Consider the following 14,794-nt stretch of genomic DNA (forward strand, 5'->3'; position numbering starts at 1 on the left):
GAAACGGAGGTGGCTTTCCAACTCCGTTTCGACGAAGTGCTGAAATCCATTCGGGCGTTTAGCCCGAATTAGTTCAGCGCAAGCCCCCAGGAAGCGAATTAGTGAAGCGGAGCTGAGCCAATTCGTTTGCGATGCTCGATCGCAGAGAGAGTTGAGCAAAGCTTTTCAGCTGTTTTGCGGAATATCGCTTATAAAGAAATCTAAAAAATTCATTCAACTTACACCATGACTTTCTGAAGCGGCAATTCCACTCTCACTTTGGTGCCTTCGCCTTTGACGCTTGAGATGTCTACGCCGTATTGTTCGCCGTAAAGCATCTGGATGCGTTCGTGGACATTGCGGATGCCGATACCGCTGAACAAGTGGCGTTTTTCCTTAATGTCTTCTTTCGTGTGGTCGCCTTTGATTTCCATACCGTCGCCATTATCAACGATTTCGCATAATAAATTATCGCCTTTTCGGGATACGAGAATTTGCACAAAACCTTGTTTTTTCTCATTGAATGCGTGGAAAAACGCATTTTCGATAAATGGCTGCAAGATCAGCTTCGGCAATTGGCAATCCAAGCAATCCGGCGAAATGAAGAAATTCACTTTGATGCCATCGCCGTAACGCGATTGGTTGATCAGCACATAGTTTTTCAAATCCGCTATTTCCTGCTCCACCGTGATCGTCTGCTCGACATTGCTGAGCGCATTTTGCAGCAGTGCAATCAAGGCATGGATCATATCGGTCGCTTGCTCTTTTTTGCCTTGCTGGATCATGAACTTGATCGACGCCAAGGTGTTATAAATAAAATGCGGATTGATCTGGTGCTGCAGCGCCATCAATTCAGCACTGCGCTGCTTTTGCTGGGCCTGTATCGCCAAATCCACGTATTCCTGCAATTCATTGAGCATCGAGTTAAATGCATTGGCGATTTTCTTCGCTTCGTAGCCGCCGGTTTCAGCGACCGGCACATTGAAATCGTGTTTCGCCATCGTCGAGATCTGTTTAACCAAACGGCTGATGGAGTTGGTCATGCGCCGCGAAATGATAAACACGACAATGACCGCGAGCAGCACGATGCCGAGGCTGATGAGCAGGATTTCCTTCGTATTGACCAGATTGGCGAGCACCGCATCTTTGTCGACTAGATTGACCAAATACATATTATAAGTCGGCAAGTATTGCGCCATCAGCATATAATCTTTGCCAAACACTTCAACGTCTTTGTATTCCAATCCCTCATCGTCCACTTCTTTTGCCAGGGACATCAACTCAGGCGACTGTTGGCCGATCATTTCCTCTTGATTGCCGGAAACGATCTTCCCTTCAGCATCGACCAGCATCACTTCGTTTTCCTCGCTCGTGTAGCCCTCGTAAAAACCTTTGAGCTGCGCTTCGCGGATCGGGAAATACAGCACACCGTAAATCTCGCCCGTCGACCGCTCCATCAGCGCTTTCGTCGCAACGATCATCGGTTCATCTGCGAACGATGTGGATGGCATAAACTGATAAATGATCCGGTTCGGCCGATTGATTGTGTATTGCGAAATCGGGTGGTTGCGCAGCGCTTCCCACGACACCGGCCAGTTCGAGTAATTGACATTGTACAAACGCTCATTGTTGCCGAGCACGATCATATTGGTATCATACGACTCGACAGCCCGGTAAATGCGCTCGATCTGTTCACTGATGTCGTGATAAGAGCTGTACGTTTCCAAGGTCGTGGCGTCGGTTTGTGTCAGTACCCGTTTGATGGTGCCGTTGTTTTGTACTTCATTTGTCGCCGCCACGATCGCAAAACTATAGTCTTCGAACTCATTTTCGATCTGCTCCAATGCTTTCGTGTTTGAAATGCTGAAAGTGTCCATGAACAGATCCGAGGACATCCGGATCGAACTGAATGTGATCAATAAGGAAACCGCCACGATGCTAATGACCATGATTAGGAACATTTTGATGAACAAGCTATTATTTCTTAAAATGCGAAAGGCCTTTTTCTTCATGTTCATTGCGGACGTGGAGCTCCTTTCGATAACTGCCTGGAGACATCCCGGTTATGCGCTTGAACACTTTGCAATAATAACTGTGTTCCGAATAACCGACCATGCCGCTGATGTTCGAGATGGACACCGTACTGTTTTCCAGCAATTCCATCGATTTTTTGATGCGCACGCGGTTCAAGTATTCGCTGAAGCCTTCTTTATGGTGCGTACTGAAATAAGACGACAAATACGAGGCATTAAAGTGGAAATGGTTGGCGATTTCCGACAAGCGGAGCGGCTCGGTGTAATGAAGTTCAATATACTCAAGGATCTTATCAAGGTTGTTGGATTCGCTCGCTTTATCCCCCAAATGGATGATTTCCTTCACTTCCTCAATGAAAGTGTCAAGCAACCCTAAGGCTTCATTGACATCGGCAGCTTCGTTAATCGTCGAGAAATAGCTGTATTTCTTCTGCTCAAGATCTTGGGCATCGTATTTCATGGCATCTAATAAGACGCCGATATTGAAGACGATATTGCCCAAAAACGACTTGAACTCAAAGCTGTCATTGTTGTAGCGCCCAGACAAATAGTCCACATGGTTTTCCAAATAAGTGAACGCTGCATTGAACAGCCGGTCCTTGAACATCTCGATAAAATGATTTAAATCGAAAGTCGCTTGCTTTTCATTTTCCTGCGGCAATTCACCAAAGATGAACAGCTTGTCTTCCGGCAAATAAAATGCATATTTCTTCATCTTCGCACAGCCATCATCATACGCTTTCTTTAAATCTTCGATGGCACTGACAGGCTCGCACATCATCCATGCCGCCTCTGGCAAGCGAGCCGCCTGCTGTTTGATGGCCTGCTTAATGACATCCAGTTGATGCGGATGGAAGTTTAGCAACAACAGCGCATCGGCTTCGCTGGAATTCAAGGCGAGAATCGGCAGTTCTTCCAGTATGGAACGCTCCAAAGTCATTTTTAGCTGGAGTGGATCGACGCTTTTTCCGCGGATCGCCACTAAAGTGAAGTGGCTGTTTGGCAGAATACCAGATAGTTCGGCACGGTCGACAGGCAGATCGTAGCCTTGGATCACGCCTTCCACCATCTCTTCTGTCGTTGGTTCGGCTTGGGCCGCCGAAACGCAATGCTGCAGGCCCGGAATTCGGTTCACTACGCGGTTTAATATTTTCAATAGCTCAGGGCCGTTGAGTTTCGGCTTTAAAATATAATCAGCGACGCCGTTCTGGAACATCGACCGGACGTATTCGAAGTCTTCAAAACTGCTCAGCACAATAAATTCGGTGTCAGGAAACTCCATCTTTCCTTCTTTCACCAAATCGATGCCATCCATGATCGGCATGACGATGTCCGTGATGACGATATGCGGTGCAAATTCTGCAATCAAGCCCATCGCTTCTTTGCCGTTCGAAGCTTCTCCAACAATTTGAAAGCCTTCCTGTTCCCAGGCAAGATAATTGATGATCCCCTGCCTGATCAGCATCTCGTCGTCGACAATCAGGACTTTGCACACTTCTCCCATGATTTTACCCCCATCATATGAAACTCTTCGGTACATTCCGAGCCCTTACGCCATCTCTCTCTGCTTGGCACGCTCGACCTGCCCATCTCCGTGGCAATTCTCTGAATCCTTTTCTTGTTGATATGTTACCACCTTTTGAGCGGATTGGGATAGTTCCCAAGTTTTGACTCTCGGTAGAAGGTGACATCTGGATGAATTGTGTCCTGCACAGGGACGTTTTCATACCTACATCCACTCTCAGCGCGTTTTCAGTGCTCTAAATTGTGTCGTGCACAGGGACAGCCACAGAGTTCTTTCTCTTTTTCGCTAGGTCTTGTCACCAGTCTGCTGTAGAATAAAGCAAAACTTATTTCGCGTTCAATATGATACCGAGCAATCAAAGGAGCATGAATAGCCATGAAAAAAGCCCAATTAAAAAATAGAATCGATGTTGCGAATAAACGAAAAAAAGCGGACTTGGTTATTCGGCATGCATCCATCGTCAATGTCTACACGAAGAGCTTGACGGCCGGTGATGTGGCAATAACCGACGGCGTGATTGTCGGAATCGGAGACTATGAAGGCGTGCAGGAAATCGATGCCACCGGAAAATTCATCGCGCCGGGCTTGATCGATGCCCATGTCCACATCGAGTCGTCCATGGTGACGCCGCCGCAGTTCTCGCAAGTCGTGCTGTCCCATGGTGTGACGACGGTCATCACCGATCCGCATGAAATCGCCAACGTCAAGGGAACGGCGGGACTTGAATTCATGCTAAAAGACGCAGAGCAGGCCATGCTCGATATTAAAATGATGCTGCCGTCGTGCGTCCCGGCGACACCTTTTGAAAACGCTGGCGCCCGGCTCTCCGCTGAAGACCTGGTGCCTTTTACCAGTCGCGATTCAGTGCTCGGTTTGGCGGAGGTGATGAATTTTCCCGCGGTGCTCCAAGGAGACGAGGCGATGCTCGATAAACTATTGCTGAGCCGGCAGATTGACGGCCACGCAGCAGGCCTCACCGATAACGATATCAATGTCTACGGCACCGCTGGCATCTTGACGGACCACGAATGCGTAACAAAAGATGAAATGACGGCTCGCATCGAACGCGGCCTGTACGTCATGCTACGTGAAGGTTCGGTCGCAAAAGACCTGCACGCGCTGCTTGAAGGCGTGACCGAACAAAACGCTCATCGTTGCTTATTCTGCACCGACGATAAGCATCTCGATGATCTAATCGATGAAGGCAGTGTCAATCATAATGTCCGGACAGCGATCCGCTCCGGAATCAACCCCATCACCGCCATTTCCATGGCGACTCTCAACGCAGCCCAATGTTTCGGACTGCACCAAAAAGGCGCTATCGCTCCCGGCTACGATGCGGACTTTATTGTGCTCGATAATTTGGAAGAATTCACGATTGATGAAGTTTATAAAGGCGGGCAATTGGCAGCGAAAGACGGGCGCTACGCCGGACCCGTTCAAGAAGATAGCGAAACGGCAACTGTGCGAGACACAGTGCGCATTGCCGGGCTATCCACAGAAAATCTACAAATTCCAATGGAGGCGAATGCGAGCGCCCATATTATCGGCATCAATCCGAACAAATTGATCACCGAACATTTAATAGAAAAAGTATCAGTCGCCGGCGGATACTTTGTTTCGGATGCGGCAAGCGATCATTTAAAAATCGCCGTCATCGAACGCCACCGGGCGACTGGCAATATCGGGCTCGGCATCGTCAAAGGGCTTGGCCTCCAAGACGGCGCCATCGCCACAACCGTAGCGCACGATTCCCATAACATCATTGTGGTCGGGACAAATGATGAGGATATGTTGGCGGCAATTCGTGCACTGCAAGAGCTACAAGGCGGGCTAGCCGTCGTCCAAAACTGCAAAGTCTTGGCCAGTTTATCGTTGCCGATTGCCGGATTGATGTCCGATCAACCGTTCCCCGCTGTTTACAGTCAGCTCAAGGCAATTGACCAAGGCCTCCTGCAAATTGGCGCCCCAACGCATTTCAACGCCTTCCTGACTTTGTCGTTTCTGTCGCTGCCGGTCATTCCTCACCTGAAACTGACCGATCGCGGATTGTTTGATGTCGCGAGCTTCCGGCATATCGAGGTAGTGGTTCGGGGAGAGTAGTCCCTGTGCACGACACAATTCAAATGCCGATGATCACTCCAGAACGTTGGCATAACTGTATTTCCGTGTTGGGCGTTGCTGTTTTTGCCCCTGTGCATGACACAATTTAAGCGAAAAAGGAACGCAGCTAGCGGATGTATCCCGGCACTGCGTTCCTTTTTTAAATATGGAAATATAAGAGAAATTGACTTTTATTTCATTTATTTATACTATAATGACAAACGAATTGGCCAGCATTTAATTGGTACTTTGCGGAGGAGAATGCTAATTGATATTAGATCTATTGACTATCTTTTTCATTTTATTGCCGATTTCCATCCTGATCCACGAACTCGGACATGCTCTACCGATCGTCCTATCGACAAAATCTGGCGAGGCGAATATTTTTCTAGGCACGCCGCATAAAGAAAATAAGTTGGCATTCAGCATCCGCAAGATTCATTTTTACCTCGGATTGGGATTATCAGGTTTTTGTTTAATTTCCAACTACAAAGACATCCCTCCCTTATCAAACGTACAGAGACTCTTAGTCGATGCATGCGGCCCGTTGTTTTCTCTTATTGCCGGGACGCTGGCTTATGGCTTGTCTATTAGTGCTGAAAGCTTTCAATATGCTTATCCGTTTGCTGCGGTCAATTTCTGCCTGTTTCTCACGAGCGTAATCCCCGTTACATATCCAGGGTTTTTCGGCGCATTGTCGGGCTATCCATCCGATGGCCTGCGCATCTATCAAAACCTCCGGGAAAGCTTCAACGATAAAACGATTGGTTAAAAAGGCTTCCTTATTGGGTAGATGCCCCAAGAATGTTGATATGACTGCATTCGGGACTACTTTTTGTTGATGCTCGTCCCTGTGCGCCATACAATTTAACTGAAAAAAACATGAAGCTCTCCCTTAGAGAATAAGCGAGGGCTTCATGCTTTTTGTGTTTCAAACACCGTGCTTAAAGGACTCAGCCAATCACGGTCTCAGCTGATCAACAATGCTCTGTAAACCAGTTAAATTTCCTTTATTGAGCGTTGCGTAGTAATTTATATGCTTCTGTGCAGCATTTAATGCGTGAGTGAAATGCTTTTCACCATAATCTTTTCGAATGTTCTCCAGCAAGAATTTATTCGTCTTATTATTAAATGCCCGCTTGTATTCTTCTCCACTCATCATCGCCAGAAATATAGTGATATATGCTTGTGCAGATCCCTCGTTCATACCCGAAATTCTATGAATTTCGATCTTCCCATCATTTCTTGTCAGCTGTCCAGCGAACACTTTTTTGGCTATCGGGAATGCTCTTTCACTCATTTCCATCGTAATTTTCACCAGTTCCCCGCCCTTTCCACACTAAAACGTTTAAGTTATTGATAAATTTTTACTATTAAAATTATTAAGTAAATAGTATTATAAATTATACACTAAAATACAAATTTTAAATAATATGATTTATCCACTCTCTGTCTTTTTTAAAAAATCTTAGTTATTAAAAGGAGCGATCTATATGACAATTACTGCATCAACTATAATTCAAATTCAATGGGAAGGGTCTTATAAATTAACAGACTTACCGCATTTAATGAATGATGAAACCGACTATGGAATTTATCAGATTTATGGAACGCATCCTGTGTATGGAAGTGATGTCTTGCTTTATATTGGCAAAGCAGACTATCAAACACTGGGCAAACGAATTTCTCAAGAAAATTGGTTATACACTAATGATTCCAACAACCACAAAATTTATATTGGCAGGCTCCACGGCATTCAACCTACAAACGAGGAACTGTGGTCTACGTATATTGATTTGGCAGAACGCCTATTAATCTACTCGCATAAGCCTGCCTATAACGCCAGAAGCATTGCTTCTTTTCCCGAAAAGGAATTGCAGCTTATACATATCTTGAACTGGGGCGATCATCGGTCCTTGCTGCCGGAAATTTCAGGGTTGCGATGGACTGGCAAATTAGACGATATTGAATACGAAATGTTTAAGGTGCAGGACGAGGAGGCCTCTATTTAAAAATAGTTTTTTAATTTCAACACCACAACATAAAAATGCATGAAGAACTTCCCCCTAATATCGGGAATATTCTTCATGCATTTTTTGCTAGTATTATATGTTGCACTGGAGGTTCAAGCATAGGGACAGTCAGTGCACAATAACCACATTCCCTTTTTTCATCCCGCTCTCCACGTAATGATGCGCCTGAGCTAACTCTTCAAGTGGAAAAGTACGATCAATGACCGTCGTGAGCTTTCCTTTTGCGGATAAATCGACTAAATAGCGCAAGTCATCGGCTTTGTAATCCGCTACACCCACAAACACTTTCCCTGCACCTTTCCTTCTCCCACTAAACTTCCGTAGGACTTTGCCAAGGCTCGGATTGCCAATTAAGTAAATGCCTGTTGGTTTCAACGAACCCATGGCTTGTGAAAACGTATTCTTCCCTACAATGTCAAAGATGGCGTCATACGTTTCGCCACTAGCCGTAAAATTTTCCCGCTCATAATCAATGACCTTGTCCGCCCCGATTGATAAAAGCATGTCCAGTTTTTCCTGCCGGTCGATCGCTGTCACTTCAGCTCCTGCATGTTTCGCGAGCTGGACAGCGATTGTGCCGATGCTGCCGCCTGCTCCAAGAATCAATACTTTTTGCCCGGCTTGGATATTAGCTTTCCGTAGAAAAAATAAAGCATTCATCCCGCCTGTCGGAATCGTTGCGGCCTGCTCATAATCCAGCTCTTTTGGCATGTGGACGATCGCATAACGTTCCGGCAAACACACATACTCGGCGTTCGCACCGAGTTTCATTCCGGTCGACCCGACTACACGGTCGCCTTTCTTGAAGTGTTTCTGGCTTTCGCCGACCGCCTCCACCACACCGGCAAATTCCTGCCCCAACACTTTCATTCTCGGCTTACGGACACCGAACAATAAACGCATTGGAAGATGCAAATACAGAGGAAAAGTAAAGCTGCGCATCTCGCAATCTCCTGCAGTGACAGTAGATGCCAGGACTTTGATGCTGATTTCGTTGGCTTTTGGCAGCGGTTGTTCAAGCTCTTGTAGCTCTAGTCTATCCGGAGTTCCATAACGCGTGCAGACCATCGCTTTCATGTGTCTTCTCCCCTTTTCTACAATTTGGCCATGTCTTCCTCAAGCATCATTATCTATAGCTTGCATGGTTCCCTTGCAGTGGATCGACTTAAGATTGCTCAATGACCAGCAGGTGATAGAATTCCATCCAACTAGCTGCCAATCCGATACTTCATTACTTCCACTTTGATGCCGGCTATTCCTGCCCCAGGCTAGATGGATAGCTGGTGAATTGTGTCTTGCACAGGGACGCAACTCGACTATACACGGCAGAAAAACCAGCAACGCCGCCATTTCTGTCTGAGCGAATTGTGCCGTGCACAGGGACATCAGGACAATAAAGGAATTCTGTTGCGGTATTTCTCCACAAGTCGGTGGTTGTGGCCATCTGCGCCGTCAATATTACCACTTAAAAAAACAGGCGGTTCGAACCCTTCGGCTGCCATCAGGGCAATCGCTTCAGCGAAGACGGCGTTCAAGATGGCGGCTCCCGTCACAGTTGACGTAGGGCCGAACGGGACTTTTACTTTGGCATCTGAAAGAATGGCGTCTCCGGCGACAGAATGGTTGTCTATGGCAAGATCGACAGAGTTATATAAATGTTTTCCGCTGCTATGCCGGGAAGGCTGGCTTTGTGAATAGGCCAGGGAAGTCAGCCCGATGACATACACGCCTTTTTCACGCGCGTGATGGGCCACATCCACGGGTACGGGATTGCGGCCTGAAGTGGATAATACAATCAGCACATCTCCAGGACGAAAATCTTGTTCCGCTAGAAAACTCGCGGCGTAATCCGGCTGCCGTTCCAATTGCGAGGAAGTGACGGCGCCTTCATGAAGCATCAGCGGTTCTATCAATATCGGCTTGATTGGCACCAATCCGCCCGCGCGGAAAAACACTTCTTCCGTTAAGATATGCGAATGCCCACAGCCGAATAGCTGGACGATATTGCCCTGCTTTATGGCTTCGGCCACTTTTCGTGCCGCTTCGGCCATATTCTCTTTTTCACATGCTTCAATCGCTTGGAGCTTTTCTTTTATTTTTTCAAAGTACGCAGTTAACATTTATCCCAGCTCCCTGCTTATTCAAATAGCCAGTGGCTTATCAGTTCCTTGAGGTGGCTCGTTTTCCCCACTTATGCCACTTCGGTTTGCTCCACAGAATGGGGGCCACTGAATTCATTTTCTTTAACGCTTAATTTCGGTAATGAATTTATAGCGGTCTGCGCGGTAGATGCTGCGGACCACTTCAAAGGGCTGCCCGTTCGTTAAGTAACTGGCTCTTTCTATGAGCAGGATGGCCGAGGGAACATGGATCTGAAGCAGTTCCGCATCCTCCTGTTTAACGAGTGCCGCTTCCATGCGCTGCTTTGCATGGCTGATCATCAATTGTTGCTCCTGCTCAATTAATAAATAGAGAGAGCCTTTTAACGCTTCTTTGCTGAGCTGGGGAAAAAGTTTGATTGGAAGGTACGTCTTTTCAAGTGCCATCGGCTTGTCATCTGCATAACGGATTCTCTCCACATAAAAAACCTTTTCGCCGCTTTGCAGCTGAAGCTCTTTTGCGATATCCGGGCTGGGAGTCATTTTTTCGAAACGAATCAGTTTATTGCCAGGGACCATGCCGCGTGACTGCATGTCTTCGGTAAAACTGGTCATGCCGATCAGCGGCTGTTCAACTTTCGGCGAAGCAACAAACGTGCCCCGCCCTTTTTCACGGTACAGCAACCCGTCGTTCACCAAATTAGTGATGGATTGCCGGACGGTCATGCGGCTGACGTTGAAAAGCTCCGTCAGTTCGCGCTCAGAAGGAATGGCGGTCCCTACAGGAAACTCGCCCCGCTCTATGCGGCTCTTCAATTCCTCTTCGATTTGGACATACATCGGTATCCGTGATTGCTTGTCTAGCAAAAGATTCACCGCCTTTCTGTTTGGGCCAATTGATAAGCATCCCGGTCAACAATCAGCGTAACATTTTGATGCTTCCACAAAAAAGAAGCAGGAAAAGCTTCGCTGATTTCTCGATCAAGCAAGCGCTTTACAGCTTCCGCCTTTTTTTTACCAGAAGCCAGCACAAGAATTTCCTTGCTTTTTAGAATCGAGGCAATCCCTAAAGTGATTGCATGTGGGGGCACTTCATCAGCCGATTTGAAAAAACGCGCATTGTTCGCCCGCGTCGACTCATCGAGTTTCACGCAATGGGTCAAGCTATGTTCTGGAGTTCCCGGTTCATTGAACCCGATATGCCCATTCGTCCCCATGCCTAATATCTGCAGATGCGGCGGCCCGATACGATCCAGAAGGGCTTCGTAACGGCGGCATTCCGCTTCGACCGGACGGGCAATTCCGTCGGGCAGATGGACATTTTCCAAAGGGATATCGAGCTGGTTAAATAACTTTTCGCACATAAACGCATAATAGCTATTCGGATGATTTTTGCTCAGGCCTCTGTATTCATCCAAATTGATGGTCTGGACATATTTATAGGAAATTCCACGTTTTTTGTGTCCTTCAATCATATTCTCATAAAGGCCAAGCGGCGTGGCTCCTGTGGCCAGCCCCAATACCGTCTTGCTGTTTTCTGAAATTTGCTGTTCTACCAGTCGTGCGGCTGTCTCGCTCATTGCATTGTAATTATCGACTGTAATTATTTTCATTGCAACTCTTCCTTTGCATATGAGATATTCCCTCTGCAAATTGTCAACTGGACATTCGCGTCTTCATCCAGAATCACCAGGTCTGCATCTTTCCCCGTTGCGATAACGCCTTTATTTTCAAGGCCCAATTGTCTGGCGGCATTGGCCGAAGTCATCGCTGCGAGCTCCGGCCACGTGCAGTCCGTGATCGCTTTTACATTTTTCGCTGCAGTTTCCATCGTCAAGATGCTGCCGGCGAGCGCTCCATTTGGCAAGCGGGCATCCCGCTCACTCACTTGTACGCCCTGTCCCCCTAAATCATAAGTTCCCGGCGCGAGACCTTTAGCCCGCATAGCGTCCGTGATGAGAATTAAGCGGCTTGCGCCTATTTGCTGGTAAGCCAAGCGGACGGATTGCTGATGGCTGTGGACAAAATCTGCAATCAGCTCCACCGCCAAACTTTCTTCCAGAAAAGCAGCCCCGACCACTCCCGGATTCCTGTGATGGAACGGGCTCATCTGATTATACAAATGAGTGACTTGTTTCGCTCCCGCTGCTATCGCTTCTTGGACTTTTTCGAAGCTGGCGTTCGAATGCCCGATTGAAGCCACAACTCCATCCGCTGATAGCGTTCTGATGAATTCCATACTGTGATCTGCCTCAGGAGCAATAGTCACTTGCTTGATGCGCTTGCCGCTGAGTTCCTGCCATTTTTCGAATAAAGAAAGCGAAGGGGCCATAATATATTCTAGCGGCTGTGCCCCCGCCATCTCCGGAGAAATGAACGGCCCTTCTAAGTGCACACCGAGCATTTCTGCCTGCTGTTCATCGGCTTGAAAAGCACTGGCGGTTTGCAAAGCTTTCGAAATGGCTTCATCCGACTGCGTCATCGTGGTCGCCAAAAAACTGGTTGTCCCTTCCCGTGGGAGCGAACTAGCTAGTCCGTTCAATGCCTCCGGTGTCGCATCCATCGTATCAAAGCCTGAAGACCCGTGAATATGGACATCAATAAACCCTGGCATAACAACCCAATTTTTACCATTTCCGTCGATGTGAAAATCTGCTTTCCGGGATAGGCTTTCTCCAATCTCTGCTATTTTGCCGCCTTCCAAAAGGAGATCGGCTATTCGGCTTTCGGTTTTCGCATTGGCGATGGCCACATTTGAAATCAATATTGTTTTATTCAAAATCAGCACTCCTTACGAAAAGCCGGGAAAATCATCACTGACATCCCCGGCTTTTGCTTCTTTAAGTTATTTAATTTTCAAGATAGACGCCGTTCCTTGCTGCTGGAATCCGTTTTTTAACATATCCAATTTTTGGCCTGATAAATTAGTGAAAACAATTGGTGTAACGATAGAAGGCGCATTGGCTTCCAAAAAGGCCAAATCGAGTTTCAATAAAGCGTCTCCCCGTTGAACCAGCTGCCCTTGTTCGACCAGCGATTCAAATCCTTCGCCGTTCAGCTTGACTGTATCCAGCCCGACATGGATCAATATTTCCACTCCTGTGTCAGTCTCAATTCCAAGAGCATGCTTGGTCGGGAATACAGTAACCAATCTGCCGTCAACCGGTGAATAGACAATACTGCTTGAAGGCTTGATGCCAAACCCTGGCCCCATCATTTCTTTTGCAAAAGCATCATCCGGGACTTCTGATAAAGGAACGATTTCCCCTTCTATCGGCATAACGAAATCTTCAGCTAAAATTTCTTTTGTCATTTCTTGGCCAGCCGGTGCGTCTTCTAGGACTTGATCCGTGTTTTCCGGAGCAGGATTGCCATCTGCCAACCGTTTCTTCATCGCATCTCCCAAGAATTCCACTGCAGTTCCAATAACGACTTGAACGTTGGTTTTGTTCACTTTCATAACACCCATTGCGCCCTGGCGTTTCAAATCTTTTTCGTTCACTTCCCCAGCATCTTTCACCGTCACTCGAAGACGCGTTGTACAATAATCCACTGACGTGAGATTGTTGCTTCCGCCAAGTGCTTCAATCGTTTGGTAAGCTCTTACATCAATTTTATCATCTCCGGAATAAGCATTCCCGTCTTCTGCATCTTCATCTTCACGGCCAGGTGTTTTCAAATCGAATTTTATGATCATGAAATAAAAGACCGTAAAGTAAACAATTCCTGTAATGAGCCCCATGACGAGAAGCAGGAGCGGATTTTCCGCCAAACCATAATTCAGCACATAGTCGATGGCGCCCGCTGAAAAGCCAAACCCGTGACGGATGTCCAGCGCATAGGCGACCATCATGGAGACTCCTGTCAGCAATGCATGAATGACATACAATATCGGAGACAAGAACATGAAAGAAAATTCAATTGGCTCTGTAATCCCTGTCAAGAAAGAAGTAAATCCAATACTGAAAAGCATGCCGCCCACTGCTGCCTTACGTTCTTTTTTCGCAGCCATATACATGGCAAGGCAAGCAGCCGGAAGTCCGAACATCATGACCGGGAAAAATCCGGAAAGGAAAGGCCCGGCTGTCGGGTCGCCTTTTAGGAAGCGGTTGATTTCCCCGCGTATCACTTCGCCGTTGGCATCCGTGAAAGTACCAAAATCGAACCAAACGACCGTATTGATGACATGATGCAAACCGGTCGGCAATAACAGGCGGTTTAAGAACCCATAGGAACCAACCCCAAACATCCCTGCATTTAAAATCCACGCCCCGGCCGCGTCAATTCCTTCTTGAACCGGTGGCCATAAATAACCGAGTGCGCCGGCAATTATGGTCATGGTGGCCGCTGTAATAATCGGCACAAAGCGCCTGCCTCCAAAGAAAGCCAGCCAGCTCGGCAGTTTCACATCATAAAACTTGTTATACAGCAGCCCGCCGACGATTCCTGAGAGAATACCGGCGAAAACGCCCATATTTATGGATTCGTTGATGGTGACGATGGCTGAAGTTAAAACTAAATAAGCGATGGCCCCAGCAAGTGCCGCTCCGCCATTTCCATCATGAGCCAGCCCCATGGCAATACCGATGGCAAAAATAATCGCCAAGTTATCAATGATCCCAGCGCCCGCTGCCGATAGAAACGGAATCCCGAGCAAATCGTCCTGCCCAAAACGCAACAGCAATGCGGCAGCCGGAAGTGTCGCGATCGGAAACATCAATGATTTACCAATTTTCTGCAGAAAACCAAACATTTTATTCCACCCCTTTATGTATTCTTGCTTTTACTATAGAGTTAATATGTATAGTTGTCTATACCAATTAAGGCATTAATTAAAGAAATGTATTCGCTTTCATATCAGTGATCAGTACGATGAAAAACCGTGTATCCTTGCTGAAATTGTGTCACGCACAGGGACGTAATCAATCACTCACACTATAAAAACCTACTTCTACTGCCATTCTCCTCGCTCGAATTGTGCCATGCACAGGGACGCCACTTGCGCAAAAAAAAAGAGCCTCC

General features: G+C 47.1%; 12 protein-coding genes. 3 read left to right on the forward strand and 9 right to left on the reverse strand.

Features of this window, described 5'->3' with window-relative positions; all coding sequences use genetic code 11:
- Window positions 1–218: 218 nt before the first annotated feature.
- Both KTG14_RS10200 and KTG14_RS10205 read right to left on the reverse strand, forming a co-directional pair.
- Complete coding sequence (locus KTG14_RS10200) at window positions 219–1,997, reverse strand: sensor histidine kinase (RefSeq protein ID WP_216970845.1); 1,779 nt, start codon at window positions 1,995–1,997, stop codon at window positions 219–221.
- On the reverse strand, window positions 1,957–3,516 hold the full coding sequence (locus KTG14_RS10205) for a response regulator transcription factor (protein ID WP_216970846.1): 1,560 nt from the start codon (window positions 3,514–3,516) through the stop codon (window positions 1,957–1,959). The genes KTG14_RS10200 and KTG14_RS10205 overlap by 41 nt, the downstream gene beginning before the upstream one ends.
- A 396-nt stretch (window positions 3,517–3,912) precedes the next feature.
- On the opposite strand from KTG14_RS10205, the gene ade reads away from it, so the two are divergent.
- Window positions 3,913–5,640 carry an adenine deaminase gene (gene ade / locus KTG14_RS10210; protein ID WP_216970847.1) on the forward strand — a complete coding sequence of 576 codons (1,728 nt, stop codon included), beginning with the start codon at window positions 3,913–3,915 and terminating at the stop codon, window positions 5,638–5,640.
- A 268-nt stretch (window positions 5,641–5,908) separates the two neighbouring features.
- Window positions 5,909–6,412, forward strand: coding sequence for a hypothetical protein (locus tag KTG14_RS10215; protein WP_216970848.1), 504 nt, complete (start codon window positions 5,909–5,911; stop codon window positions 6,410–6,412).
- Between the two features lie 189 nt (window positions 6,413–6,601).
- On the opposite strand, the gene KTG14_RS10220 is transcribed toward KTG14_RS10215, so the two are convergent.
- The gene (locus tag KTG14_RS10220) at window positions 6,602–6,958 is read right to left on the reverse strand and encodes a hypothetical protein (RefSeq protein ID WP_216970849.1); all 357 of its coding nucleotides are present in this window, start codon (window positions 6,956–6,958) and stop codon (window positions 6,602–6,604) included.
- A gap of 175 nt (window positions 6,959–7,133) precedes the next feature.
- On the opposite strand from KTG14_RS10220, the gene KTG14_RS10225 reads away from it, so the two are divergent.
- The gene (locus tag KTG14_RS10225) at window positions 7,134–7,652 is read left to right on the forward strand and encodes a GIY-YIG nuclease family protein (protein ID WP_216970850.1); all 519 of its coding nucleotides are present in this window, start codon (window positions 7,134–7,136) and stop codon (window positions 7,650–7,652) included.
- Window positions 7,653–7,781: 129 nt separating this feature from the next.
- Here the strand turns inward: KTG14_RS10225 and KTG14_RS10230 are convergent, their stop codons facing one another.
- From KTG14_RS10230 to nagE, 6 genes are all read right to left on the reverse strand, one after another.
- On the reverse strand, window positions 7,782–8,750 hold the full coding sequence (locus KTG14_RS10230; RefSeq protein WP_216970851.1) for an NAD(P)-dependent alcohol dehydrogenase: 969 nt from the start codon (window positions 8,748–8,750) through the stop codon (window positions 7,782–7,784).
- Between the two features lie 308 nt (window positions 8,751–9,058).
- Entirely contained in the window at window positions 9,059–9,793 is a 735-nt protein-coding gene (locus KTG14_RS10235) for an SIS domain-containing protein (RefSeq protein WP_216970852.1), read from the reverse strand.
- A gap of 123 nt (window positions 9,794–9,916) precedes the next feature.
- On the reverse strand, window positions 9,917–10,639 hold the full coding sequence (locus tag KTG14_RS10240) for a GntR family transcriptional regulator (protein ID WP_216970853.1): 723 nt from the start codon (window positions 10,637–10,639) through the stop codon (window positions 9,917–9,919).
- Between the two features lie 5 nt (window positions 10,640–10,644).
- Window positions 10,645–11,385 (reverse strand): glucosamine-6-phosphate deaminase, encoded by a 741-nt coding sequence (gene nagB / locus KTG14_RS10245; protein ID WP_216970854.1) that lies wholly within the window; start codon window positions 11,383–11,385, stop codon window positions 10,645–10,647.
- A complete protein-coding gene (gene nagA, locus KTG14_RS10250; protein ID WP_308462001.1) occupies window positions 11,382–12,560 on the reverse strand; it encodes an N-acetylglucosamine-6-phosphate deacetylase in 1,179 nt (392 codons plus the stop codon). Before nagA ends, nagB begins: the two co-directional genes overlap by 4 nt.
- 57 nt (window positions 12,561–12,617) lie before the next feature.
- Complete coding sequence (gene nagE / locus KTG14_RS10255; protein ID WP_216970856.1) at window positions 12,618–14,525, reverse strand: N-acetylglucosamine-specific PTS transporter subunit IIBC; 1,908 nt, start codon at window positions 14,523–14,525, stop codon at window positions 12,618–12,620.
- Between the last annotated feature and the right edge of the window lie 269 nt (window positions 14,526–14,794).

Source organism: Planococcus sp. CP5-4_YE, assembly GCF_019042655.1.
Taxonomy (GTDB): Bacteria; Bacillota; Bacilli; order Bacillales_A; family Planococcaceae; genus Planococcus.

Coding starts and splice junctions, on each gene's coding strand:
- KTG14_RS10225 (WP_216970850.1), top strand. CDS start 7,134: ATGACAATTACTGCATCAACTATAATTCAAATTCAATGGGAAGGGTCT.
- KTG14_RS10235 (WP_216970852.1), bottom strand. CDS start 9,793: ATGTTAACTGCGTACTTTGAAAAAATAAAAGAAAAGCTCCAAGCGATT.
- nagE (WP_216970856.1), bottom strand. CDS start 14,525: ATGTTTGGTTTTCTGCAGAAAATTGGTAAATCATTGATGTTTCCGATC.
- KTG14_RS10200 (WP_216970845.1), bottom strand. CDS start 1,997: ATGAACATGAAGAAAAAGGCCTTTCGCATTTTAAGAAATAATAGCTTG.
- nagB (WP_216970854.1), bottom strand. CDS start 11,385: ATGAAAATAATTACAGTCGATAATTACAATGCAATGAGCGAGACAGCC.
- ade (WP_216970847.1), top strand. CDS start 3,913: ATGAAAAAAGCCCAATTAAAAAATAGAATCGATGTTGCGAATAAACGA.
- KTG14_RS10205 (WP_216970846.1), bottom strand. CDS start 3,516: ATGGGAGAAGTGTGCAAAGTCCTGATTGTCGACGACGAGATGCTGATC.
- KTG14_RS10230 (WP_216970851.1), bottom strand. CDS start 8,750: ATGAAAGCGATGGTCTGCACGCGTTATGGAACTCCGGATAGACTAGAG.